The sequence below is a fragment of the Thalassovita litoralis genome (assembly GCF_900182725.1).
Lineage (GTDB): Bacteria > Pseudomonadota > Alphaproteobacteria > Rhodobacterales > Rhodobacteraceae > Thalassobius > Thalassobius litoralis.
Window position 1 is genome coordinate 1 of sequence record NZ_FXTO01000015.1, and the last position, 25,255, is coordinate 25,255.

Genomic DNA, 25,255 nt, shown 5'->3' on the forward strand with positions numbered 1-25,255 from the left:
CTTCAATGCGGGGGGTGTCTTCGTGTGCGTCCATAAGGACACTCGTTAAACCCTCGCGAAATCAGCCCGCCAGACGGCCCTCGGCGTAAGCTTACGTTGTTCGAGTATTTCACGGTGAATATGGTTAGGAAGAGCGGTGTCCGGAACCAGTATTGGGGATGAGGACTCACGGACACTGCTCAAAGCGACCTACATATAGGGACTCGTTTATTACGTAGGCGGACCTTCGGCCCCGATTTATGAGAGAGCGAGGCAGAAGAGCCTCACAGGTGTTGCAGATAGGAACTGCTGGGTAAAGGTTACCCTCTGTGGTGTGTGCAAAATCTTTGCACACGGTGTCTTGGCAGCAACATCCTAAGCCTCGGGCAAGTGGACCACTTACCCGAGGCTTAGGTGGTACATGTATGCGTACCAGTGAACACTTCTATGAGATTCTGAATGCGGATCGGCTGGTTGTGGGCGCTACAGGTCAAACGAGGTAATAATTGACCGGTTGGCGAGGGTCACAAAGCCAAAAGCAACAGGCTCCAAGTGCGTTCGCTGCAGTGCAGTGATGGTCTCTATTGATAGGTTTGGCAAGCAGAATGCAGGATTGATAGATTATGTCGAACGCCTTCAATCAATTTCTGCAAGGACATTGCGAAGAAGCTCCTGACTGGCGACAGAGTGCTGCAATGCGTTGTGCGCGGCTTGCCCGAGAAGGGCTTGTCTTGCATCTTTGGAAAAGTTGCTTGCGACATAGGCAATCGCTTCTGCGTATCTTGCCGGTGTATGATATTGTTCCAGATGAGTGCGTCCGGCGGCTCCGATCGCGTGACTGATTTCACGGTTTTCTGCAAGACGTCTGACCAGTGCTTGTAAGTTGTTTCGTTCGTCGTCCAGAGAAATTTTGAATACGGTTTCTGTGGGAAGAGAGCCATACCAGCCTAAGTCGGAGACAACTGCAGCTGCCGAGGCATTCCAGATACGTAGCTGGCTGCCTGATGCCTCACCCATTGTCGGGTATCGTAGATTAAACACAAGATGTGCGGAGGCTAACGCCGCATCAAGCTGACGCTCTTCTACAAAGCCTCGGATTTTTACACATTCTTCCAATCCGAGGGCGTGGATACGGTCGTTGATGTGAGTTGGGTTCCAGACATTTCCCATGATATCGAATTCGAATGGGATTTCGTCACGTAAAGGGGCGAGTGCTTCCAGGACCTGTTCCAGACGCCGATTTGGGCCAATGTAGCCAAACTGTACAAACTTTAGGGGGCCAGTGGTGTGACGGCGTGGGGAGGGGGCTCTTTTGTGGGGTTGAAAGGGTAAATCAAGAAGATAGGCGGGTGTTGTTGCCTTGCTCCGAACGGCTTCGAAAGCGGCCGGGGTATGAGCGAGGACTGCTATCGCATTTTTGAGTGTTAATTCAAATCCGGGGGCGAGAGAGGCTACGTCCAATGCGCGCACTTTGCCATCAAATAGCTGTGCTGCAAGGTCCCGTCCCCGATCTCCATGCCAAAGCTCCATATCTTGTAAATATGCCTCTTTGTCGAACAACCCATTGAGAATGGCTTCGTAGCAAAGCTCCTGAATTGCCAGATCATGCAAGACAATAATGGAAGGAATGCGTCGGGCGAGCCGAAGCAGGCCGCTGTGAAACACCCAAGAGTTTCCGATGTGGATAAAGATTGGATCCGCTGCGTTCTTGATCGTTCCGGCCGAAGCAAAATCCTTCGGGGTAATGGTGTCCGGATCTAGCCGTCGGACCTCGCAATATTGCTCCAGATTTCGATCCCACCGCTCAGCATCAGTCCAGAGGATCAGATCGGTGCGTGCTGATAAATCTGGGAGAATGCGCTGTGTGTAATGGGCGATATCCGTTTCTGCCGGAGGGAGAGGGGAAACCCAATGTACCCGTGGTTTGCTGCGGTCGCTCATGGAGCGGATTCCTTTACATTAGGGGGGAGAGGCCCTGGCGTGGCGTTCTTTAATGTTGGTACTCTCAGCTCGGAAAAAGATATGTGCTTTCTTGCTAGGCACTCGTCGTGGGAACGGAACGCACAAGGTGCAGAAATGCGCTTTCTGTGCATGGCAGAGTGATGGGGGCGGCGCGCCCGCTGCCTGTGAAAACACCGACACCTTGCTGAAAAGCGTGGAGTCGGAGCAGGCCGCTGGCGGTGTTCTGGTCTGCTGGGAGCAATCTGATGGAAAAATCCCTCATCTCATTCGGGCCAATCGGGCTTGTGAATGGCTGGAACAAGTGCTGGTGGCGAAGATCCCCATTAGGATCGATCCATTCGGCGAGCAGGCACGTTGCGCGGTCCCCTTTGATCGGCCACCAGGCAGAGGATTTGTTTTTCAACCCAAGATGCGTCAGCCCGGTTTTCTCCTCCGTGTCGTAGTGACTGAATTCGGCTGACATAAGTACAGGATTGCCATGATAGAAGTTTTCCGGTGGGGTTGTAGGCTTTCCCACTTTACGTGCGAGATAGAAGATGGTTTCGCCACGAAGTGTCAGGTCGTCGCCGCGAGATTCCAGCATTTCCGCTGTGGCGGGATCGACATTGCGGTCGTAGACATCGAATGTGTTCAGGCGCTCCATTTCAAAGCCAGCGGCTTCACCAAGGCGCACCAGCTCTGGCGGGGCGTATTCACGGTTGTGGCGGCCATAGACGCCGCCTGACGGTACGAAAATTCCAAATGAATATGGCGCGATGCCATTGAGCATCTTCCAAACCCCGCGATGGCTGACGACATTTGGTGTCGTCAGCAGCAAATAGCCATTGGGCTGTAAGACTCTCGATGCTTCGGAGAAGAAGAAATGAGGGTCAAGCGCCAGATGTTCCAGGATTTCCATACCTGTTACCAGATCGAAGCTTTCGTCGTCGTAGGGCCACCGATCTCGTTCGCTGTTGGCCGGTTCCAACCTGATATCAAAGTTTGGATAACTGGGACTGCGGCTTTCGATGTGTTGACGGTAGGGGTTGGGCCCTTCCCATAGACCGCACATTTCAATGTCAGGGAACTTGTTGGCGAGCATGGCCTGAAAGACCAAAGGTGGGAAGACGCCAACATCCAGAGCTCGCTTGGGGGTTGTGCTCTGCAACATGTTTAAAGTGGTTTCGAAGCGGGTCCAGTGCGCGCCAAGGTAGCCTGCAAGGCCCGGATCGACAGGGGTTTCGGGTTTCCCTATTTGCTTGGGGAGTTCTTCGAAGGCATAGGCGCTCAAGACATCCGTGATGGATTTGAAGGGGTAGCCCGTTGGTGGCGGTGGGGGAGCAATAGCGGCTTGGAGTTTTTCCACTGCAGCATCTTGCGGGTCCCGCTGCTCTGGCTCCTTGGCTTCCTCAGCGGTTGCTGAGCTGGCTGTAAGCGGCAGTTTGGATTCTTCGGGCAAGGAGTTCGCGTGGCCAGTCAGCGTTCTGACGATATGCTCCCAATGGATGTTAAGAGCATGGTAGCGGGTATGTCCTTTGAGGCCCATTTGCTCTGCGTCCGTGCCGCCTTCCATGACCTCATTGAAGGCGAGTGCGAGAGATCGGGGCGTTGGGTCTGCAATCAGACCGTTCTCTTTGTGGGTGATGAATTCCAGAGGGCCGCCGGCATCGCTGACCGTGATAACAGGCTTTGCAGAGAGCATAGCCTCAAGCGTGATATAGCCATAGTCCTCGTCTTGGGGGACAAAGACGACGGCTTTCGCTCCTGCGTACTTTTCCAGAAGCGTGTCATCATCTACTGGACCCAGCCACTCCACCTGGCTCGATATTCCGAGCTCCAGAGACATTTTATAGAGCTTTTCCTGATAGGCGGGGTTTTCGGGCACGCCAGCAATGACCAAACGCATTTTTGATCGCGTTTCTGCCAAGGCCCGGAGGATCAGTTCGAGACGCTTTGAGGGATTGATTCGTCCGGGAGCGAAGAGGTAGTCACCATAGCTTCCCATGCGCATCAAATCGGCAAGTGGCGGGGGATGATAAAGCGCGGTGGATGCGATCCCAAGAAACTCCTGCATCCGTTGGGCGACATTCTTTGAATTCGCATAAATGGGATGGGGGCTCTGCGTGAAGGCCAGTCGATCTTCTTCGTGGATCAATTGCCTAAGGGCACCGCCTTGATCATCGTGCAGAAGATCGGAGTTGCCTAGTTTCCACTGATCATATGCCTGACGGTGTTGGTGGATGATCCAGAATAGCTTGTTAGGATGTGGTATAAGGTAGGCGGGGAATTTCAACCCGATCACCATGTCCACGGGAACCCCTTCGACTTCGGAAAGGTCGAGCATTTTTGCGGCCAGAATGTTGCTGGCGAGTGTTTTTCCCGGATACCACTTAAAGGGTAGTGTGATCTCGACGGCCTCGTGGCCGTATTGATTTAAAGCAGCGCAAAGACTGGCCGCGTGACGTTCCGCTCCACCGTTGACAAAGGGAACTTGTGTTCTCAGGATACCGATACGCATCACTTGTTACTCCTTGCAGGGTTTTGTCCCCAGAATTGCCAAGTCTTGGGGGCCAAACAGCAAAAATGCCAGTTCGTCATTAAAATCGGGATTGGCCAGAAATTCATCCAGTCGCTCATGGGGGCTCAATTGTCGGATGTCGACGGGATGATAGCCTGCGGTTTCAAACAAGACGCCCAATACCTGCTCCGGCATTGGCTTGAGGTGTGTGGGGTCAGTGTGGAAGGTTGTCGCGCCGACCAGAATATTTCGGGTATTGGGAGTTTCGAAGAGCAACAATCCTCCAGGAGCGAGAACGCGCATTGCTTCGCGTGTTATCCAGGCAACCATGTCGAAGGGCAGGTGTTCTATGACATGATGTGCGGAGATGACCGACAGGCTGTTGTCTGTGGCAGCACTCAGGAAATCGAAGACATCAGCAAGCTCTACGTTGAGGTCTTGTGTGCGTGCATCTTCTAGTTGAGCTGCATTAATGTCGATGCCCTTGGCATCAATATCCATATGTTTGAGCAATTCAAGCCATTCGCCGCGCCCGCAACCGATATCCAGCGCAGGCATTCCATCCGTTCTAGCAATTGCGGCCTCCACATCAGGCAGGTAAACGCGCAATCTGTTCGCGATTTCCTCCCGTGACCCGCGATACTTTTGCTCCAGGCGATAGTAGAAGGTGTCCTTGAAGCTGGAGAAGCCTTCTGCCGTCAGAGCACTATGAGGGGTGTGGATGGTGGTGGTCGGGCTTGCGCTATGCGCCGGAGCGATTGCGAAATAGGTGTCGAGGCGGCGGGTAATGTCGCTGATGCTGCGAGCCAGAGCGGCATTCTCCCCTGATGCTCTGCCAGCCTCAATTGAGACGCGTTTGTCCAGATCGTGTTTCAGCCATTCTAGTTGGCCGCGTAGTTCGTCTATGCTGTGTTGCAGGGATCGACCGTGGCCTTCAGCATGATCGAGGCGTTTCTCAACATCGCCGAACATCCGAAATGATTGTTTGGCCATCCATTCGGTGCGACCGAGCTTGAAGAAAGCCGTGATGTAGCGTTCGAGGCGTTTGAGGGGCTTCATTTTGGCTCTCCTGTTCCCCGCTGACACCGGGGATGATTTCTTTATGCGTCGTGTCTGCCCCTTTCGTTGGGGGGGCGTGGCCAAAGCCTGTTTGGGGAGTGGGGCCTGCAGGCGTTCCGCCATCTTGGGGTGATAAGCATCTACGACAGAAGGAGGGAGCGCGTCATTGTCCGATTGGGCAGCCTGTTCGGGTGGGGGCACGGTCATTCCTCTCGCCGTTCTTGCTATCGCAGGGGTGTATCGTCGCTCTTTCGATTAAATGACGCGTAACGCCCCGGCAAGGGTGTGGCGGATATTGTGCTGTCTAGGATGTGGTTTCTCCGCGATGTGTGGGGAGTGGAGGGTACTCGAGGGTGTGGGTTGTGGTCGCTTGGGGGGGGAAATCGGCCAGCCTGAGCGTGAATCTGGGAGAGGCTTGCCTCTGCAAAAGTGGCGTGGCCGAGGTTCTTTTTTCTGGGTCAGTTGCAGGAAAATCACATAATTCCGGGAGATGATGAGATATCAAAATCATTTATTATCAAATGGTTATTTAAACTCTCATCGGTATATAATTTACTATACAAAAAGCTTGTTTGATTATCTTTCGATAGGTATAACGTTGGTGATCTGCGCCCGCAAAGGGCTTCTTGTGCTTTGTGGGCGCAGAAGAGTTGAGAGATCTTTAGGGGCAATGCCGCTCCGAACGATAGAGGAAGGTACTCATGGCGTATTCTCTTGCTAGCCTATCCGCCGGTCAGGCGATTCAGGCTATTTACATTGGCTATTATACACGTGCGGCTGATCCGTACGGCTTCGAATTCTGGCTGGACCTGTATCAGGAGCATCTGGATGGCGACGCGGATGGCGACGCTGGTCTGAGCTTGGCCGGGATTGCAAATGATTTTGCGACCCAAGCTGAGACCAAGGCAGCTTATCCCTTCTTCGAATCGCCGAACCTGGCTTCCGCGACCAACTTCATCACTCAGGTTTACCTGAACCTGTTTGATCGTGTGCCTGATCAGGCTGGTCTGGATTTCTGGGCGGGCGTTCTAAGCGCTGGCACTCTGCCGACCGGTGAGATCGTAATGGCGATCATCGAAGGTGCAGTTGGTGGCGATATCGACACCCTGAGCAACAAGATTGAAGCCGCAACCTACTTCAGCCAGCAGGCTGCAGAAAACGGTATCGGGACTGAATCAAATCCGATCACCAATGACCCGGAAGCAATGGCTGCGGCCAAAGCTGCCGTTGATGGTGCCGGCAATGACGGCTTCGGCGCGGACGATCTGGCTGCTTCGAAAGCAGCGACCGATGCCTTCATTGGTGACTACGGCGTTGTGACCCCTGATGATGAGACCTTCATCCTGACCAGCACCACTGACGTGGTTGTCGGCGGTGACGGCAATGACACCATTCTGGGCAACGAAGCGACGCTTAACAACAGTGACGATCTGGACGGTGGCGCTGGTGACGACATTCTGAAAGTGTCGGTTTCGGCTGGTTCGGGTGATCTGTTCGTAGCTCCGACTCTGTCGAATATCGAGACTGTTGAAGTCAATGGTCCGAACATTGACTACACTCAGGACATCACGATTGATCTGTCGAATGCTGATGGTTACTCGACCCTGCGTTCGTTCCAGACCACTGTGAACGCTCCGTTCACGCCTTGGATGCCGGTTGTTGCATTCCGCGACATTCAAAACGTTAATGGCACCGATATCGAAATTATCGATACCGATGTTGATCATCTGTACACCTACGACACCAACGCTTACGCGACTCTGGGTGGCGGCTTGGATGATGCAGCTGACATTCTGGTGCAAGAAGTCGATGGCTCGGATATCATTCTGGCCAACGAAGATGGCGGTCGCTCGGACGTCGATATCGTGAACCTGACCTCGCTGGATCGCAGCCAGGTGAACTCCACGACCTTCAACTACATCCATCGTCTGGAAGTTGGCGCGTCCTTCAACGAGTTGAACGTGACCGGCGATGCCGACTTGGAAATCGAGCATTTCCTAGATGAAAACCTGAACGATGTTGATGCATCGACTCTGGATGGTGACTTCATCGTTGACCTGATCGGTCAGGGTGAGCGCGTTGCGCTGCCTGATGTTGGCGATCCCCAGACTCTGTTCAACGTTGTTGGCGATCTGACTGTTCTGGGTTCCATGGGCGACAACCGTGTGGATGTTTCCGGTGACACCAATGGCACTTTCATCTTCCAAGATGGTGATGATGTGCTGCGTGTGGGCAATGCCTCGGACACCGGCTATCAGCGTCAAGACGTTTTCGGTCATCTGAACGTTGCTACTCAGGGCGGTGATGATACCGTTGTTCTGAATGCAACTGGTGTACAGCAAGTTCTGCTGGGTGATGGCAATGACGAACTCTACGTCAATGGCAATGTCGACGATCTGAGCACCACTGCTTACAATGATGGCCAGAGCTTCATCGATGCCGGTGCAGGTAACGACTACGTTGATCTGGATGGCCAAGCTGACATCTTCACCAAAGACGTCGAAAATCTGGACAACGATTACCAAGTTCTGCTGGGCGACGGTCACGACACTCTGGTTGCAAACCAGGGCGGCGACCACATCGTTGATGGCGGTGACGGCGATGATGACATCATCATCAACGGCAACGGTGATCAGGTCGTTACTGGCGGTGACGGCGATGACCTCGTCAATATCATGGGTGATGGCGATCAGACCGTTGACACGGGTGCAGGTGATGACCAGCTGTTGATTGCTGGTGATGGCGATGCGTCTGCGGGTGGTCGTTTCGGTCACATCATCTCGATGGGTGACGGCAATGACACGGGCACCATCCTAGGTGATGGCGTGCATGACATCGACCTCGGTGCGGGTGATGACTGGTTCTACATTGAAGGTTCGCGCGTTCCCGACAACAACATCGATAATACCATCGAAGATCGTCAAACCACGATCAATGCTGGTGACGGCGATGACTATGTTGGCGTGAACGGCGATCACTTCTTGTTGGCTGATCTCGGCGCCGGTAACGACGCTATGGAGCTGAATGCTGATGAGCTGTCGGCTGATGATGCTATCAACGGCAACGAAGGCATCGACACTCTGATCCTGCATAACTCTGAACGTACTCTGCAGGGCGGTCGCGTTGGTGCATCGGAAACGAGCAGCACGCAAAGCATCGAGATTTTTGATCTGCGTGAGGCCAACTTTAATTTGCGTCTGACGTCGGACAATTTCGACACCGCTCAGGACAAGCATATCACCGTGCAAACTACGCAGGCTGATGAAATTGGCCTACCGGCTATTCCCGTTGGGAATGGTAGCTTTGCGTATCTGAGCAATGGTATGTCGCGCGCGGATTACAACTCGATTGCGACTCAGTACTTCAACTACAGTGGCAACAGCCTGAATGACTACCTGCTGGCAAATGGTGTAAGCTCGATTCACTTTGTGGATGAGAATGCCGATGGCGATGCCGATGTCGTAAGCATGTCGGGGCAGCAATTTGCGGCTGGTGACAACACCGATACCGTAGACTTCTATGCTGAAGTGGCTGGTTCCCAGACTGTTGACATCACTGATGTACCGCTGAGCATTGGTTCGGGCCGTTCGTTCGAACTGCAAGGCGGCAACATTCGTGACATCATCGTTGCGGACGACGCGTCTATTAATGGCCGTTTGATCCTCGACTATGATTACAGTGCTGATACTAATCACTCGGCTCTGGACACTCTGCAAGTGATCGACGGTGCCCAAATCACCGCCGCAGATTTGCGGAATGTGAATGGTCTGGAAATCATCGAGCTGATGTCGGCATCGAATGACTCTCAAATCTGGGACATTGAGCTGAATGATCGTGTGATCAACCAGACCACCGGTAACGCACCGCTGATCATTCGAGTTGACCCCGATGTGCCGGAAGGCAGTGCGGTTCATATCCAACTGGATCCGAGCATTTGGAACAACTCCGCAACCAATGACGTGATCATTGAAAACGTTGCGAATGCCGAGATTTACATCGATGGTGTTCTGGTGACGGAGCCTGATTATGGTGTGACCGACTACAACCCGAGTGGTTTGGCGTCGATCATGGTTGTGCAGCGTCTGGTCTTCACTGAAAACACCGATAGCTTGGTAGGTCGTGATGATGTGTCCGATATCTTCTGGGCTGATAGCCTGAGCGAACTGCAAGATGCAGATAGCGCAGATGGCGGTATCGGTGGTCAGGACGTCCTGTATCTGGACAACGTCACGGTTTCCGACCCGGACGAGTCGTTCCACAGCCAGATCAATTCCCCTGAGTTGGTTGGCTTCGAAGAGCTTGTCTTCGACACCGGTATGAACGTTGAGATGGAAGGTCTCGGCGGTGCTCTGACCGGTGGTGACAGCGATCTGAACACTGTTCGGACCGGTGCTGGCAACGACAATCTGGAAGAAATGGAAGCAATTGGCTCGGATTGGGATGAAGGCTACTTCCTGAACGGCGGCGACGACTTCTTCGAAACCGAAGGTGACGACGGCGACTACTATGTCGACGGTGGCGCTGGTGACGATGTGGCTGAAGTGGAAGATGACGACGATATCATGGCAACTGATATCGAAACCATCTACCTCGAAGGCAACGCCGATGCCGTGGTCCGTACCATCATTGGTACAGATGGTAACACCATGACCATCACGGGTCGTCCGGATACCAACAACAACAACTATGTACAGTTGGATTCGGATATTATGGCTGCCGCTGGTGGTCTGGCGACGGTTCAGCTCTTTGATATCGAGGAAGTGGTCGATACCGGTAACAACAACAACAACATCGTTCTGGACAATGATCGTCAGGGTCCAGATGGCGATGCCCTCGTTGTTCTGAATGGTGGTAACGATAACCTGACCGTGACCAATGTTGATGAGCTCGAAGTTAGCGCTCAGACAGGTACGAAGACTGTTAATGTGGGTGGCGGTATCGCCTCCAACGTTGAGACCTTCTCGTATACCGGTGGTACTGGCGTATTTGCTGGTGTTGACAATGTTACCTCGGTGACTGACGACGACACCAACATTTCGACGGGTGATCTGGCTGACACCATCAATGCAACCACGACGCAGGATGGTGACGTGACGATTGATGGTGGTTCGGGTAACGATACCATCACTGTTGATGCGGACGGGTTTGCTTCTGTCATGGGCGGTAGCGGTGACGACTCGATCTCCGTGTTCGCTGAAGACGGTGCAATCGTCAACGGTGGCTCGGGTGATGATGTCATCTCTGTTGAAGTGGCTGCCGGTTGGACTTCGGCAAATGCTGAGGTCAACGGTGGTGATGGCGATGACTCGATCACGGTAACTGTCCGTGGCGATGAGACTTCGTCCATTGATACTGGTCTGGGTATCGACAACGTTACGCTGCTGGATGATGTAAACGGTGGTGAAGATAGCATTATCTTCGGTAACATTGTTTACGATGCACAGCAGGAAGTGGCTGCCGGTACGACTCAGAACTTCACGCAGCACGGTGTTGACGATGCCGGTTATACCGGTTCGGCAAACGACGGTGTTGACGTGATCACTGGGTTCAACATGGAAGGTAGCGGCGCTGGTGATGAGGATATCCTCGACTTTAGCGCATTTGTGACCGACGATGAACCAGGTCTGAGCAACGATGATGACATCGGGTATGGTGATTGGACTGGTGGTAACATCAGCAATGTCAGCAACATCGATTATGACTTCTTCATCATTCCCTTCATTGATGAGTACAAGGAAGTTGCTGTGGTCGCTGTCGATGATGGTTTCGTGCTCGATGCAAGCCACATTGTGGAAAGCGGCTCTGGTGATGCAGGTATCGAAGTCTTTGACGATGGTGCCCGCGTTGTGATCACCGCCTACGATACCGACAATGATGGTGCCTTCGACACCGCAGACATCTACTATGTCCAAGACGTCGACCAGGATGCTGGTCAGGCTTGGGCCGTGGATCACGTGGCTACCGTCGAGTTCGCCACCGAAATCGGTGCGATCACTTCGATCGACGTCGACAACTTGAACTTCTAATCTATGAGGTGCGATCCTCCCTTGTGGGGGTCGCATTCATAGGAGAGAATTGGCAAGGCCCCGCTGGAAAGTGGGGCCTTGCGCTTGAATATAGGGAGAACTGTTTTGTTAAATTTCCCATCTGTGGCAATATCCCATGCCGTCCACGCGGATATGTTTTTCGTGCCACGTACTGACTTCAAACCGTTTTTGGCGACAACATCATTTCCAGTGCTCATTACTGAGCTGGCGTCCATTATTGGACAATATGTGTTGGCTTTTCGTAAAGGGGAGGCCGGGTTTGAGCCTATTGTGTTGACGGATATTGGTTTTGGGAGGAACCTTTATGTCCGTCGCGACGGGAAGTGGATGTCGCGCTATCAGCCGCTTTGTTTGCAGGGATATCCATTTCGGTTGGAACTTTCTGAGCAAGGGAAACAGTGTTTGCATCTTGCCAAGGAGCACCTTGTTTCCGCATCGACCCCCGAAGGGCATCCTATTTTTGATCAGGATGGGGAGTATACAGAAACTGTTCAGAAGTACTTCTCGATATTAGAAAAGATGGAAGTGGCTCATCAGAGGACACTACGGGGATGCCATATCTTGGAACAGGAAGGCTTGTTTGCCGAATGGGATCTCAAGATACGTATGCAACAGGATACAGATCCTGTTGGAATTCCTGGATTGTACAAGATTGATCCTGAGCGACTTTTGAGTTTGTCGGGACAAAAGCTCGCATATCTCAAGGATAACGGTATTTTGACCTTTGCTCTGTCACAACCCATGAGCATGAAGCATGTCAGTATTTTGATGGAGCGAGCTTCTTATCTGATGCGTCAGGAGGCTGGGGAGCGGAAAGTAACGCGGCCATCCGGGCCCAAGCCAAGTTTCGATCTGTCTGATGATGAAATGATCAGCTTTTGACGGTAGCGTCCTCTTGTCTCTTTGTTCAGATGGCACTTGGCTTGTCGCATCTGAAAGAATAGACCCTTGTTTTGAGAGATTTGGCATACTTTTGATGAAAGGCAAGGAAAATGGCTAAAGCAGCAAAACCCGGTAAGACAGTACGCACAGTGAAGATTGATGGTGTGGATTATGAAGCAGATCAGCTGTCGAAAGATGCGCGTCAGCAAATCGTGAACCTGCGCTCCACGGATCAAGAAATTCTGCGTCTTGAGCAGCAGCTGGCAATTTTCCGCACGGCTCGTGCAGCCTACGCGCAGGCTTTGAAGACGATGCTGGCAGAGAAGCCTGCAACCGAACATTGACAGATTAGAGGCCAGCTTTGACACGCGTCAAAGCTGGCCTGCTTTGGGTAAGAAGAGCGCACTCTCTATCTCGAACTTTGGGGGTGGCACCAATGCCTCACCAAAGATGTGGCAAGTTTTAGCCTATATACAGAATGGCGTAGATCATATATGGCTCTGGCACCAGTGAGATGCTGGTGCTCGGCCGTTAAAAATATGGTATCTTGAAGTACAGCGTGTACTGGAGCAGGGGCGTATGGCAGAAAAAAATTCATTGAAAACAGCATACGGAAAATTCAGAGCTGCATTCATAGCCACGATGGTTTTCAGCTTTTTTCTGAACCTGTTGATGTTCGTGGGACCGCTCTACATGCTCCAGATTTATGATCGGGTGTTGTCGAGCCGGAACGAAACTACCCTGCTTATGCTTACGATCATTGCTGTCAGTTTGTTGATCAGCTTCGGGGTGCTGGATTTCATCCGCTCCAAGCTCTTGATCCGGGCTGGCATGCAGTTCGATGAGGTTCTGGCAAAGCCGGTTTTCCATCGCGTGGTAAAACAACAGATTGCAGCCCCAGGGTCGGGTGGGCATGTGGCCCTGACCGATGTCGATAAGGTCAGGGAATTTTTGACGGGTCAGGGTATCATCTCATTTTTCGATGCCCCTTGGGTGCCATTGTTCTTGGCTTTGTGTTTTGCATTCCATCCTTGGTTGGGATTGGTGGCAACAGGCGGTGCTGTTGTGATTTTCATTCTGGCTTTGCTGAATGAATTTGGCACGCGCAAGCTTTTGCAATCAGCCGGGCAATCGGGACAGGGTGCGCGGCATTTTGCATCCACGACCACACAGAATGCCGAAGTTATCCGTGCTATGGGAATGGAAGGTCCGCTTTCCAAGCGTTGGCAGGACCAGCATGACAAGATGCTGGCTGATCAGGCCGTTGCGAGCAGTCGTGGCAGCATGGTTATGTCATCCTCTAAGTTTATCCGTATGACATTGCAGGTCATGATCTTGGCGACTGGTGCTTATTTGTCGTTGATGCGGGAAATTTCGCCGGGGATCATGATTGCAGCATCCATCATCATGGGGCGGGCACTGGCACCGGTTGAGCAGTCTGTAGGGCAATGGAAGCAATTTATTGCTGCACGACAATCACATCGCCGGTTGACGGCGCTTTTTGATAGTTTCCCTGAGGATAAGGCTCGGACAGCGCTGCCAACACCGAAAGGCAAAATTGACGTTGAAAAGCTGATTGCATTCCGCCCCGGTACCCGTGAAGCGCTGTTGAAGAGCGTAAGTTTCAGTCTGGAACCGGGTGAAGTGCTGGCTCTGATCGGACCGAGCGGCTCTGGCAAGTCGACCTTGGTGCGGCATCTGGTTGGTGCGGTCCAGCCTGCAGGTGGCACCGTGCGTCTGGATGGCACTGAAATCGGTCATTGGGACACTGAGCAACTGGGCGCGCATTTGGGGTATCTGCCGCAGGATGTGCAGCTCTTTGCGGGAACTGTCGCGGAAAATATCGCGCGCTTTCAGGATGGTGCCAAGGATGCCGAGATTGTTGCGGCCGCAGATCTTGCGGGTGCACATGAGATGATTCAGAAGTTGCCCGATGGGTATGAGACGAGTGTTGGTGTTGGAGGCGGATCGCTTTCTGGTGGGCAAAAACAGCGTGTGGGTTTGGCACGTGCTGTATATGGTATGCCCAAGCTTATTGTCTTGGATGAGCCGAATTCAAATCTTGATAGCCGGGGCGAGCAGGCTCTGCTCACCTGCATCGCGGAGTTGAAGGCACGTGGCGCTACGATTGTACTGGTGACACATAAGACCAGTTTGCTTTCGGTATCGGATAAGACGTTGATGCTGGTTGATGGGGCCGTTGAAAAATTCGGTCCTACAACAGAGCTTTTTCAGCCTAAGGCTGAGAAGAGCGCTGTTGCCGATACGCCTGTGGGTCCGCAGCCTGTTCTCAAACTTCAGAAGACCTGATCGGGCGTGGATATGGCCTTCGGCCGAACATGTCTGTGTTGCGTAGAACGCGAGGAGAAGCCTGAATGAAGGGCAAGAGCATACGGCCTGTCGTTATTGCAGGCAGCATTGTGGTGTTTCTCACATTTGGAGTTCTCGGAGGATGGGCCTCCGTTGCTAAGCTCGATAGTGCTGTCGTTGCTCCGGGCACCATTACTCTCGATAGCAATCGGAAAGTCATCCAACATCTGGAGGGTGGGATCGTCGAGGAGATTTTGGTGCGTGAAGCGGATCAGGTGAAGCAAGGAGATGTTTTGCTGCGCCTGAACAATATTGAGGCGCGCTCAAATCTGGATGTGATCCAATTGCGCCTTAGTGTGGCGCGCATCACGGAAGCGCGTTTGTTGGCGGAGCGGAACGTCGAAGAGGACGTGCAGTTTCCTGAAGAATTCTCGGGTGATCTTTCCACAGCAGTGAAAGCGGCGCTGATGGATCAGCAGGAGTTGTTCGAAGACCGTCGCAATATTCTGCAGTCTCAGGTTGAGATTTTTGAGAGTCGTATTGCGCAGACCAAAGAGCAGATCGATGGTCTGGGTATGCAGAAGTCTGCACTCGAAAGGCGTCTGGAAAACTACCAAAGTCTGGTAGAGCGCATGACAAGCGGCGAGGAGAAGGGGCTGGTACAAAGCAACTTGCTTTCACAGCGGCGTGATGAGTTGATCGATATTGAGGCTAATTTGGGGCGCATCGTATCTGAGATTGCTCAAGCCAAAAATGCGGTGAGTGTGACCGAGCTGGAGCTTTTGCAAGCCAAACAGCAGTATCGGGAACGTGCGAATACCGACCTGGAGAAGGTTCGGGCGGAGATTTCCGAGTTGAAAGAGCGCGGAAAAGTCGTCGAAGATGTGTTGTTGCGTACTGAGATTGTCGCACCGGAAGCCGGAAATATTCAGAATCTGAAGGTGCATACACTTGGCTCGGTCATCCGCCCTGGTGATATCTTGATGGAGCTTGTGCCTGATGATGATGAGATGATCATTACGGCTCAGGTTTCACCGACGGATATCGATAACGTTCATCCGGGTCTGATAACCGAAGTGCGTTTTTCGGCATTCAAGACGCGCCTTACGCCGATTGTGCTGGGTAAGGTTGAGACCGTCTCAAGAGATGTGATCACACCCTCAAGTGGTGATGCACCGCCTTATTATCTGGCGCGGATCAAGGTGCCGGATGAGGATATTCCGGAGGATATCCGTGATCGGATTACGGCAGGGATGCCAGTGGATACTGTGATTGCGACCGGGGAGCGCCGTGTGGTGACATATCTTGCTGCGCCTGTAATGGATGCAATTCGAAAGAGTCTGATTGAGGAATGAGGCAAATCGTTGCCGATAGTTTGAAGAACTAGGCGGTGGAAGATTAATGTTGACTGGCCGGTATGTCGTAATTGCTTTATACTTCCGGCCTGTGGATAAGTATGGTTCGGTCCATGTGATAGGGACTGATCGTCCGTGAGGGAAATTCTACGCTTCGATATAGAGCGTGGTGGGTTGAGAGAAGCAGCAGCAGATGACGAAAATTCTGACGTTCCCAAAACAACGGGTCGCTTCCTATGCCTCTCAGCAGACTGCTGAGAAGGCTGACCTTGTGGTTTTTGACGATGATGGGCTGCTCTCATTTTCCAGACCGGATCAGTTGCACAAAGATGTTGCGCCATCCCGTTATGTTTCGTCGCGGGATTGGTCTAATCAGGAACTGGCAAGTATCTATCGGGTCAAACACCTTCTGGATGCGGCACATATCCAAACAGAACTTGATCGTGGTGTCAGTGATGAGGGTGATCCATGGTGCGTTTTTTGCACGATGGAAGGAGATGTTTTTATCCACCTGAGCCGGATCGATGGGTTGTATTGGCTGGATAGTCCGAACCTGACGGCTCCGCTGAATGGTCAATCCTTTGACGATCTCGTCAGCGGCTTCACGAATTCCAAACGGGTTGGCCATCTCTCTGATGAGGCAGAGGGGCCTGCAAAGGTTGTCCGTTTGCGTAGCAGTGACGCGCTTTATTTGCATCCGTCTGTGATGCTCGCGGCGCTGGTCTGGAGCCTGTATTTCGGCTCTGAAGATCTTCTGGTTTTTGGTGCGAAGCACGACGTGGAGGAGACTCCAAATACAGATATGGTTGAGCCATGGTTGGCCTCGTTCAATGCGGAGCATGAGAAGGGGGGGCTTCCTAAGGAGCTGATGCTTGACAAGGGAGAGCATGGTCTATGGTCCGGTGCTCAGGAGGGCGATGAGCATAAGGCGCTGGCATCCCTTGGTGGCCAAGCTCCTATTAGCATGATGTTGGGGCTCGGCTCGATTGCTGTTGCCAGCGGGTTCATCTTGGAAAGTCACTGGAAGGCCGTGATCCTTGCGGTTCTGCAGGTTGGCGTAGGCGTGTCCCCCGAGGATGCGGATATCCCTCCTGCCGCTGCGGTGTTGGCCCAATCAATCGGGGCGATTATGGATTTCGTGTCGCCGGATGTCGCGGCGAGGTTTGTCGCAGACGGCGGCGCGGATAATCTGAATCCGGTTGAGGCGGCGCATGCCGATGCTCTTTTCGCCCAAATCGCCCAGCTTGTCGGACTTTTGGAGCACCAGGTGATTGGTGCCTCGGAGACCGCAGCTCCGGCGGAGATGGTTGAGAAATTAGAGGGGGTTGAAAACTCTCTGGAATACGCTGTTTTGGATGGCAGTGGCGATGAGGTCTTTCCTCATGCGGCATCTGTTTCAGCACAGAGCTTGATTGAGGTTTCCAAGTCGGGGATCATTGTCAGCCTGATGCGCGATATCTTCAGTGATGCTGACGTTGCGCCACTCGAATTCGGCGGGGCTACTTATTTGTCCGATTTTGCTGGGACTGATATCAGTCGTGAAAGCCTGAATCTGGTTGAGCAAACCATCCTCAGTGTGGACACTGGCAGTGCGCGTGGCGGCGCGGATGTTGTTGATGCGGCATCCGCCTTTGCCGCTTTCGATGCGCTGGCCAAGGAGTTCGTGTATAGTCAATTGGCACGCTCCGATGATATCAAATTCGTCTCCAGCGTGAGCGAATTGGTGTTTGTTGATCTGGCCGCTTACGCTGATACTGGCGCTGAAGTGACCTCAATGGTCTGGGATACGGGAGATGGGGGAACGGTTTCCTTCATTGGTCTGAAAGCCGATTTCATGGAATTCGGCTTGATTTGATCGATTGGTCGCCCTGGTCAATAGGGGTTTGGCCTCTATCCTTATGGGGCGTTGCACTTCAGAAGCCAGTAGTGTACAGTGCTTTACTGAACGTATATCTGCCATAGGTTCTCTTGTCCGAGAATCCTCATTCGCTGCCCGCGAGGATGACAATGTTAGCTGAGACGCATAAGACATCGCCGGAAGAATTGAAGGAACAGCGCGTAGCGCTGGGAACGTGGATGCGCGAACTCAGGGAAGACCGCGGTCTGTCCCAGCGTGATCTCGCGGATCTGCTGTCTTTGGATTATTATACGTTCATTTCGCAGTTGGAAAATGGGCGTGGGAAGATTCCGACGCATCGATATGCAGAATGGGCGGCTGCTCTTGGGCAAGATCCGAAGGTTTTTGTGAAAAACCTGCTTAAGCATTACGATCCCATGACGTATCAAATCCTCTTTGATGAGGAAGATGCCGCGTAAGCCTGAGCGGAGGACATAACTTTCCATCTAGGCTTTGTCCCGCCTTCAGGATTGAAGGCGGGTTTTTATTTTTCAGGCTGACTTCAGGAGGCGTCGGCGTAAGCTGCATTCTTCACGATCAGATCCCGATACACCAGATCGGCCAGAATTTGCATCAATCGCGAATACGCATCGTTCTTCAGAGATTCCAGCGTTTCTGCGGGAATGTTATAAGCTGTAAAATTTTCTGCGGACCCGCCATAGAGTACGGTCTGGTCTGACATTGAAATGACCTTGTAATCCACCTTTCCAACCAAATGGGCGCGATAGCCCTGAAGCATGCTCTGCTCGTAAACGTAGAGGGTATATTGAAGCATTTTATCTGGTGCGCTTGCGCGCCCGATATGCGTTTCCAGATTTTGCACGAACAGATATTCATTTCTGTTGGCAGGTTCTTGAACGGTTATACCCGAGAATTGCTGCTCAATCTGAGAATTGGGGCCATACACAGGTGTGAAGCCGCAGGCTGATATTGCCGGAATCCAGAATAATACTGCGATCAATCGTAAAAGGGTTTTGTTGTTCATCGTTCCTCCCTTTGTGTGCTGGTGCCCGGTCGCGTACTGGAGGCTGTCCTTTGGGCCCTATCGCGACGGGGGTATGACACAAGGCTATGACTTTGAAGACTTGAAGCCACTGAATGTAGTGTGGTGGTTTGGTATTTACCCTATAGGGTGTTGCTCTTAGAAGGCCAAGATGCGGCTGTTTTCCATAATACGGGCTAGACCATGACACAGTATTTTTTCGATGTCACCGATCTGCGTCGATATCTCAAGAGTAATGCCCGGCTGTCTGGTATCCAACGCGTCAGTGTGATGACGATTGCGAAAGCGGCGCAGCAGGTTGTTGATGCGCCGATTTGGCTTGCCTATTCGGATCGCCGCTCCCGGTCGTATAAGGCCATCTTGTTGCCAAGGGAGATGGGGGTCGATCTTACCCATATCGAAACGCTGTGCGACCTTCTTGGTGTCGTGCGGGGCCCTCAGGCGTTGCCAGCTATGGGTAAATATACGGAACGGCCTCTGAAGCGTCAGTTGTATATCTGGAAGAGAGATCTCTATGCAATCTTTGGACACAAAAGCCATTTTACGCGGAATGGGCTAAGCGCTCAGGAATGGCGCGCGGCGCGGCGCGGCAAGAGGGCAGGCGCTGTTGCGCGTGTGGGTCAACCCAGAGATTTCGGCAATGTCGCTAAGCCAGGGGATCAACTGATCGCACTTGATAATGTCTGGTTTCCATCTGATTTAGAGCCGTTTTTGGTTCAGGCACATGCGCGGGGTGTCGAGGTGTCTGTGCTTTTGCATGACCTGATCCCCCTTGTGGTGCCGCAATATACCGAAGGTGATATTTGTCGCCGTTTTGCGGCCTGGTTGGAGCGTTCAACCGGTTTTGTGACTCATTATCTCGCCAATTCGCGCAGTACAGGCCGGGATCTTCAGGAATATTTAGAGAGCCGATCAGCCACCCAGAAGGTGACGGTTGTGCCGCTCGCCCAGTCCAGATTGTCCGGGGCTGTGACTGTTGAGGCTCCCGATATGCTTCACGAGAGATATGAAGCCTACCGGTATGGGGCTCAGATGCCAGATTATCTGCGCAGCATTACCAAGACGGATTATGTCCTTGTGGTCGGGACGATGGAGGTTCGAAAGAACATCTGGCGTGTTGCGACGGTTTGGGACCGGTTGCGGCGGCAGGGGGAGAGGGACTTACCCAAGCTGGTTTTCGCGGGCCGCCGGGGCTGGCTGATCGACGATTTCTCGGCGCTGATGTCTGCGACGGGCAATCTGGGAGGATGGGTGGAAATTGTTGAATCTCCAACGGATTCGGAGTTGGAATATTTGTATCGCAACTGCCTCTTTACAATCACTGCGAGCTTTTACGAAGGGTGGGGGCTGCCGATCGGGGAGAGTTTGGGTTACGGAAAGACGGCGGTTGTCTCCAATACGTCCTCAATGCCTGAAGTGGGGGAAGATATGGTGGAATATTGCGATCCACACAGCCTCAGCAGCATCGAGACGGCCTGTGTGAACCTCCTTGAAGATTTGGATTACCGAAAAGCTTTGGAAGCCCGTATCGCACAAACCGAACTGCGCAGTTGGGATATGGTGGCTTCAGACTTGCTGGCTGCGGTTAGAAAGCCTGAATAGTATCCGAATGGGTGTAGCAGGATCGGGCGACCCCCTGCAGCGCAGAGGCGCATTGTGAAGCGAAAGGCAGAGAAGATGCTCATTTACTTTGATTTGACGGAACTCTTCTATGCGATGAGTGAAAAGGTGCCGTATTATGGTATCGCACGCACGGTGCAGGAGGTCGGTTACGAATTGGCTCTCATGAACGAGAATGTCAGGTTTGTTATCTTCTCGCCCTATCACAAACGGTTTTTCCAGATTGCCCCCATCATTGATGAGACGGACCCTGATCGTATTCTGGATCTGGATCTGCCTCCCCAGGCTCGTCCGAAGCGGCTTCGTCGGAGCCGTGCCCATGTGCGTCATTGGCTGGAAAGGGTGGTTTCAGATCTTTTGCGTCGCGGTTCTGATCAGCAACGGTGGGAGATGATCCCGTCAGCGCGGGTCAAAGAGGTGCATATGGATGGGAAGGTGCTGATTTCATTGAGCCAGCCACGTATCATATCCGATTATATGCATTGTCTTAAAGAACAGGGGCAGCGGCCGCGGTTATTGCCGATGCTGCATGATCTGATCCCTTTGCATGATATGAAAAAGCGCAAGTACAATGAGAATTTTCTGAAGGATAATCGGTATATTCTCGAGAATTGCGAAATGGTTATTGCGAATTCGGAATTCACCCGGGATGAGATTTTGCGTTTTGCCTCTGCAGGACTTTTGCCTGAGGCCAAAGACGTCCGCGTGGTGCCACTGGCCTATGAGCTTCGAGGATGCTCCGAGCTTGTCACAGAGGGTGTGCTGGCGTTGAAGGATTACATCCTTTGTGTCGGGTCGATGCCAGGGCGTAAAAATCTCGAAATTGTTTTAGACGCTGTTTTGATGTTGGAAGAGGCTGAGCAAAAAGCGCCTGATATTGTGCTGGCTGGAGCCTATCGCAAGCGGGTCATGCGGCTCATTGACGAGCCCAGATATGCGCGCATCAGGGATAAAATCACTACGGTGATCAGCCCGGAACAATTAGAGCTTGGCTTGCTTTACAAAGGAGCCCGGGCAGTTGTGTTGCCGAGCTATATAGAGGGATGGGGGTTGCCCGCTGCTGAGGCGCTTTGGCTGGGTACGCCAGCGATCGTTTCGGATATCCCGGTCATGCGGGAGGTGGTGCAGGATCTGGGATTGTATTTCGATCCTGAAAAGCCTGTCGAACTGGCAGCGCATCTGATGACGGTTTTTGAAGACGAGAGCTTTTATGCCGATCTGAAGGCCAGAATTTCGCAGCATGCTTACAGTATGCGTTCTTGGCGGCAAGTGGCAGTGGAGCTGCGTGGCTTTGCTGGACGGCTGATGTAGGGACGCTATTGCTTGGCGTCAAAAGCTCGTTTTTGCCTATATGCGTTGAAGATGCACTTGGCCTGGCGGGTGAACTCCTTGATGCGATAAAAGCTGACCTTGGCGGGCTTTTCCCATGTGGGGGATGCCGCCATGATATCGCTATCTTCATCTGTGAACCAGAAGGGAGTGTGGCTCAATCCGAGGCCTCGACCGGTTTCACTGACGTATTTGCGGAATAGATGGTCGATTGGGCAAAATGGTATCGCGTGTTGCTCCACGAAACGGGTGGCCCCAGTTCTGCTCCACATGATCGCGGCTGCTCGGGTTGGGAAGTAGAACGCATTATAGAGTTCTGTTCTGTCGGAGCCAATTTCGATCATATGTATCGGCGATTTGAGGCCAGAGCCAGAGACTTTACGCGTCAGATTGATCAGGTCCCAGTCTCCTAGGACTCCTTCTGTCGCTAGGGCGGAGACAGCATCAACGATCTCCCAGCAATGCGCCTTGCAAAGGAAATCATCCTCTAGGATCAGGCAATGCGAACGACCTGAAGCGATAAAGGTTTGGAGTGCTTTGATGTGGCTCAGGTGGCAGGCGATCTCGCCCCCTGTCATGTCGCGCCCATAATATCGCCGACTGCTGCGCGCGTTGTATTCCGGGAAGTCTGCGCAGGTTCGCCCCTTGCCGTTAATGGCGGAGATACGGTGGTATGGGATATGGTGTTGTGCGAGCTGACGCTCCGAGGTTTCCAGACGCTTGGTGCTGTCATCCAGATTGATCAGATAGACGGGATAGGCCACCTTCTGCATTTTTGGGGGGTGATCAATCATGAGAACGCTAAGCTGTGCCTTGTGAGTCTGCGGGTAAAGCCCGTCCGTGAAACCTGTTGCTGCTATAGTGATAAAGCGTTCTGAGTTGAAGAGACTTGTCGGCCTGGCCATGCTTGCTCAAAGCGGAACGGCCCGGTAAGAGCAGCCGAGAAAGTATTTCTGCGCCTGAGGCTGAGTAATAGCGGCAGCGGGCAGTGAAAGGCACCAAGGGCCGATAGGGTTAGAAAAGCGCATGAAGGTCAATCTGTTCCGTAAGAAGTCGGCGAAACGCTCTCGCTTTTGGACGGATCGGGATCGGGAAAATGTGCTGTGGTTCTGGCATAGCTATCTCAAGCAGAAGACGCCTTGGCTTTTTGTCGTGCTGGGCATGATTCTGGTGCAGGGGTTTGTCTATCAGCAGTTTCTGTCTCTGACGGAGAATGGCCTGCGGGTGATTTTTGAGAGCGGGGAGCTGAAAGATCTGGTCAGGGTCTGCCTGATGGTGTTTTTGCTCTTTGTTTTGCGAGGGGCGATGTCATACGCCGTGCCGCGCTTGTCTGTCTGGTTGGCAAGTGATGCTGTTTTGCAAATGCGCCAGCATCTGATTAACCATCTGTTGACGCTCGACCTCAAATATTTTGAGCGCACGACACCGGGTGATATCATCTTGCGTGTGGTGAGCCAGGCTCAGGACCTCAGCCATTTTGTCGGGCAGGCGACGGTGAATGCCGTGCGTGATGCCGCTTCAGTTGTGATCATTTCTTCCTATCTGATCTACAAGTCCCCGGTACTGTTTTTGACGGCGGCGATTATTTTGCCAGTGATCATTCTGATCATGCAGAAAGTTTCTGATCGCATTAAGTATATTCAGGCAAATGCTGAAAATGCGATGGGGGCGTATATGGGGCGCATCGAAGAGATGGCCAACGGTATGCGCACGGTCAAGATCGCCGGGCAGGAGCCGCAGGAGCGTAAACACCTGTTTCGGGCGACGCAGGGTATCAAAGATTTGTCCATACGCCTGCAGGCCGCGCAGGCGATGGTCTTGCCTTCTGTCGATATGGTGTCGGCCGTTGTCTATGTGGTGGTGATCGGTGGAGGCGGATATATGGTGCTGAGCCCCGATTATGACCTCGATGGGGCGGCCATTATTGCATTCCTGCTGGGCCTAGCGCTGGTTTTTGATCCTGCCCGACAGCTGACCCAGTTTTTTGTGCGGCTGCAAAGCAACCTAGTGATCCTTGAAAGTATCTGTTCTTTGTATCGTGAAAAGCCTTCGATCTTTGATCGGGAGGGTGTTGTCGAGCGTTTCGACCCTCATGCGGATATTGCGCTTGAAGATGTGACCTTTTGCTATCATCCCGAGAACCCGCTTTTTGACCATCTGAACATGACGTTTCAAGGGGGGAAGACCACGGCGATCGTCGGGCCGACTGGCTCAGGTAAAACGACGGTGCTGGGTCTGTTGTCCCGCCTCTATTCGATACAGGGGGGGAGTATTGAGATTGGCTCCACGCCAATCGATCAGATCAAGATTGCCAACCTGCGCAGCGCATTTTCGGTCGTCTCGCAGGATATTGTTATTTTCAACAGTTCGATTTGGGAGAATATCAAATATGTTCGTCCCGATGCATCTGATGAAGAAATCTGGGAGGCGGCCGAGGCGGCTGAAATTGCGGATCTGATCCGGGTGCGTGGGGATGCGGCGCTAGGACCGAAGGGGAGCCAGCTTTCTGGTGGGCAGCGTCAGCGCATTGCGATTGCACGTGCGTTTTTGCGCTCAGCCCCCATCTTGCTTCTGGATGAGGCGACCTCTGCGCTTGACCAAAAAACGGAAGAGAAGATCAAGCGTGCATTCAATCGTCTGGCAAAAGGAAAGACGACGATTATTGTTGCGCATCGGCTTTCTGCAATTACACATGCAGATTGGATTTATGTGCTCGATGGCGGCAAGGTCGTCGAGCAGGGCAGTCATGCGGATCTGATGCAGGCCGAAGGCCTTTATTCGGGCATGTATGTGTCACAGCGGCAAGGATATGGGCGATAAGGGCGCTGGATGTGAGCGCCCGACTTTGCCCTGTGGGGTTGACGCTGTATCCTGCCGATCAGCATATCGAAGGGTGGCAAGCCATGTTCAGCAAATCAGACAAAGGGACGCAAATGGGTCGCCCTCAAAACACCACTCAGCAGTCTGTCAATGTTGTGGCTCGACGGCGCTCGGTTATTCAGGACGATATCACCATCAGCGGGGATCTCGTTGCAGATGGGATATTGGAGTTTGGTGGGGTTATCACCGGGGATGTGACGGCTGATACATTGGTGCTCTCCAAAAACGGGGTCATCAATGGCAATATCCGTGCGCGGAATGTTACCATTGAAGGAGTGCAGAGTGGTGGAACCATTACAGGCGAGGCTGTTTCCTTGAAGGTTACGGCACGGGTTGCGGCAGATATTACATGTCGGAATCTTGAGATTGAAAGCGGCGCTCAGGTAGAGGGTTATCTTCGCGTTCAAGGGGCTCGATAAACGCGAAGATAACCCT

16 protein-coding genes are annotated in these 25,255 nt (G+C 52.7%); 11 read left to right on the plus strand and 5 right to left on the minus strand.

Features of this window, described 5'->3' with window-relative positions:
• Window positions 1-615 precede the first annotated feature (615 nt).
• The 3 genes from FN828_RS12005 to FN828_RS12015 form a co-directional block, all read right to left on the minus strand.
• Window positions 616-1,920, minus strand: coding sequence for a glycosyltransferase family protein (locus FN828_RS12005; protein ID WP_185959004.1), 1,305 nt, complete (start codon window positions 1,918-1,920; stop codon window positions 616-618).
• Window positions 1,921-2,014: 94 nt separating this feature from the next.
• Window positions 2,015-4,438 (minus strand): glycosyltransferase, encoded by a 2,424-nt coding sequence (locus tag FN828_RS12010; RefSeq protein WP_142493723.1) that lies wholly within the window; start codon window positions 4,436-4,438, stop codon window positions 2,015-2,017.
• 6 nt (window positions 4,439-4,444) lie between these two features.
• Window positions 4,445-5,497, minus strand: coding sequence for a class I SAM-dependent methyltransferase (locus FN828_RS12015; protein ID WP_142493724.1), 1,053 nt, complete (start codon window positions 5,495-5,497; stop codon window positions 4,445-4,447).
• A gap of 701 nt (window positions 5,498-6,198) precedes the next feature.
• Here FN828_RS12015 and FN828_RS12020 point away from each other — a divergent pair.
• The 7 genes from FN828_RS12020 to FN828_RS12050 all read left to right on the plus strand — a co-directional run bounded on the left by FN828_RS12020 (window position 6,199) and on the right by FN828_RS12050 (window position 18,407).
• Window positions 6,199-11,523, plus strand: a complete 5,325-nt coding sequence (locus FN828_RS12020; RefSeq protein WP_142493725.1) for a DUF4214 domain-containing protein — start codon at window positions 6,199-6,201, stop codon at window positions 11,521-11,523.
• Window positions 11,524-11,646: 123 nt separating this feature from the next.
• Window positions 11,647-12,426: a SapC family protein gene (locus tag FN828_RS12025; RefSeq protein WP_268987210.1), complete on the plus strand. Its 780-nt coding sequence runs from the start codon at window positions 11,647-11,649 to the stop codon at window positions 12,424-12,426.
• 110 nt (window positions 12,427-12,536) lie between these two features.
• Entirely contained in the window at window positions 12,537-12,770 is a 234-nt protein-coding gene (locus tag FN828_RS12030) for a DUF6447 family protein (protein WP_142493727.1), read from the plus strand.
• A gap of 235 nt (window positions 12,771-13,005) precedes the next feature.
• Window positions 13,006-14,736: a type I secretion system permease/ATPase gene (locus FN828_RS12035; RefSeq protein ID WP_142493728.1), complete on the plus strand. Its 1,731-nt coding sequence runs from the start codon at window positions 13,006-13,008 to the stop codon at window positions 14,734-14,736.
• A 65-nt stretch (window positions 14,737-14,801) separates the two neighbouring features.
• Window positions 14,802-16,091: an HlyD family type I secretion periplasmic adaptor subunit gene (locus FN828_RS12040; protein WP_142493729.1), complete on the plus strand. Its 1,290-nt coding sequence runs from the start codon at window positions 14,802-14,804 to the stop codon at window positions 16,089-16,091.
• A gap of 193 nt (window positions 16,092-16,284) precedes the next feature.
• Window positions 16,285-17,946, plus strand: coding sequence for a hypothetical protein (locus FN828_RS12045; protein ID WP_142493730.1), 1,662 nt, complete (start codon window positions 16,285-16,287; stop codon window positions 17,944-17,946).
• A gap of 152 nt (window positions 17,947-18,098) precedes the next feature.
• Window positions 18,099-18,407, plus strand: a complete 309-nt coding sequence (locus FN828_RS12050) for a helix-turn-helix domain-containing protein (RefSeq protein ID WP_142493731.1) — start codon at window positions 18,099-18,101, stop codon at window positions 18,405-18,407.
• Window positions 18,408-18,490: 83 nt separating this feature from the next.
• On the opposite strand, the gene FN828_RS12055 is transcribed toward FN828_RS12050, so the two are convergent.
• A complete protein-coding gene (locus tag FN828_RS12055; protein ID WP_142493732.1) occupies window positions 18,491-18,973 on the minus strand; it encodes a hypothetical protein in 483 nt (160 codons plus the stop codon).
• Window positions 18,974-19,174: 201 nt separating this feature from the next.
• On the opposite strand from FN828_RS12055, the gene FN828_RS12060 reads away from it, so the two are divergent.
• A complete protein-coding gene (locus tag FN828_RS12060) occupies window positions 19,175-20,593 on the plus strand; it encodes a glycosyltransferase family 4 protein (protein ID WP_142493733.1) in 1,419 nt (472 codons plus the stop codon).
• 75 nt (window positions 20,594-20,668) lie between these two features.
• Complete coding sequence (locus FN828_RS12065) at window positions 20,669-21,922, plus strand: glycosyltransferase family 4 protein (RefSeq protein WP_142493734.1); 1,254 nt, start codon at window positions 20,669-20,671, stop codon at window positions 21,920-21,922.
• 5 nt (window positions 21,923-21,927) lie between these two features.
• Here FN828_RS12065 and FN828_RS12070 read toward each other — a convergent pair whose 3' ends face one another.
• Window positions 21,928-22,845 (minus strand): glycosyltransferase family 25 protein, encoded by a 918-nt coding sequence (locus tag FN828_RS12070; protein ID WP_142493735.1) that lies wholly within the window; start codon window positions 22,843-22,845, stop codon window positions 21,928-21,930.
• A 121-nt stretch (window positions 22,846-22,966) separates the two neighbouring features.
• Here FN828_RS12070 and FN828_RS12075 point away from each other — a divergent pair, with 121 nt between their 5' ends.
• Together FN828_RS12075 and FN828_RS12080 are read left to right on the plus strand one after the other, a co-directional pair.
• A complete protein-coding gene (locus FN828_RS12075; RefSeq protein WP_142493736.1) occupies window positions 22,967-24,760 on the plus strand; it encodes an ABC transporter ATP-binding protein in 1,794 nt (597 codons plus the stop codon).
• Window positions 24,761-24,771: 11 nt separating this feature from the next.
• Window positions 24,772-25,239, plus strand: coding sequence for a bactofilin family protein (locus FN828_RS12080; RefSeq protein WP_235891473.1), 468 nt, complete (start codon window positions 24,772-24,774; stop codon window positions 25,237-25,239).
• Window positions 25,240-25,255: the final 16 nt, after the last annotated feature.

Excerpts from the sequence above, each read along its gene's own strand:
- FN828_RS12005 (WP_185959004.1), bottom strand. The coding sequence starts at position 1,920 with ATGAGCGACCGCAGCAAACCACGGGTACATTGGGTTTCCCCTCTCCCT.
- FN828_RS12010 (WP_142493723.1), bottom strand. The coding sequence starts at position 4,438 with ATGCGTATCGGTATCCTGAGAACACAAGTTCCCTTTGTCAACGGTGGA.
- FN828_RS12015 (WP_142493724.1), bottom strand. The coding sequence starts at position 5,497 with ATGAAGCCCCTCAAACGCCTCGAACGCTACATCACGGCTTTCTTCAAG.
- FN828_RS12020 (WP_142493725.1), top strand. The coding sequence starts at position 6,199 with ATGGCGTATTCTCTTGCTAGCCTATCCGCCGGTCAGGCGATTCAGGCT.
- FN828_RS12030 (WP_142493727.1), top strand. The coding sequence starts at position 12,537 with ATGGCTAAAGCAGCAAAACCCGGTAAGACAGTACGCACAGTGAAGATT.
- FN828_RS12035 (WP_142493728.1), top strand. The coding sequence starts at position 13,006 with ATGGCAGAAAAAAATTCATTGAAAACAGCATACGGAAAATTCAGAGCT.
- FN828_RS12040 (WP_142493729.1), top strand. The coding sequence starts at position 14,802 with ATGAAGGGCAAGAGCATACGGCCTGTCGTTATTGCAGGCAGCATTGTG.
- FN828_RS12045 (WP_142493730.1), top strand. The coding sequence starts at position 16,285 with ATGACGAAAATTCTGACGTTCCCAAAACAACGGGTCGCTTCCTATGCC.
- FN828_RS12050 (WP_142493731.1), top strand. The coding sequence starts at position 18,099 with ATGTTAGCTGAGACGCATAAGACATCGCCGGAAGAATTGAAGGAACAG.
- FN828_RS12055 (WP_142493732.1), bottom strand. The coding sequence starts at position 18,973 with ATGAACAACAAAACCCTTTTACGATTGATCGCAGTATTATTCTGGATT.
- FN828_RS12060 (WP_142493733.1), top strand. The coding sequence starts at position 19,175 with ATGACACAGTATTTTTTCGATGTCACCGATCTGCGTCGATATCTCAAG.
- FN828_RS12065 (WP_142493734.1), top strand. The coding sequence starts at position 20,669 with ATGCTCATTTACTTTGATTTGACGGAACTCTTCTATGCGATGAGTGAA.
- FN828_RS12070 (WP_142493735.1), bottom strand. The coding sequence starts at position 22,845 with ATGGCCAGGCCGACAAGTCTCTTCAACTCAGAACGCTTTATCACTATA.
- FN828_RS12075 (WP_142493736.1), top strand. The coding sequence starts at position 22,967 with ATGAAGGTCAATCTGTTCCGTAAGAAGTCGGCGAAACGCTCTCGCTTT.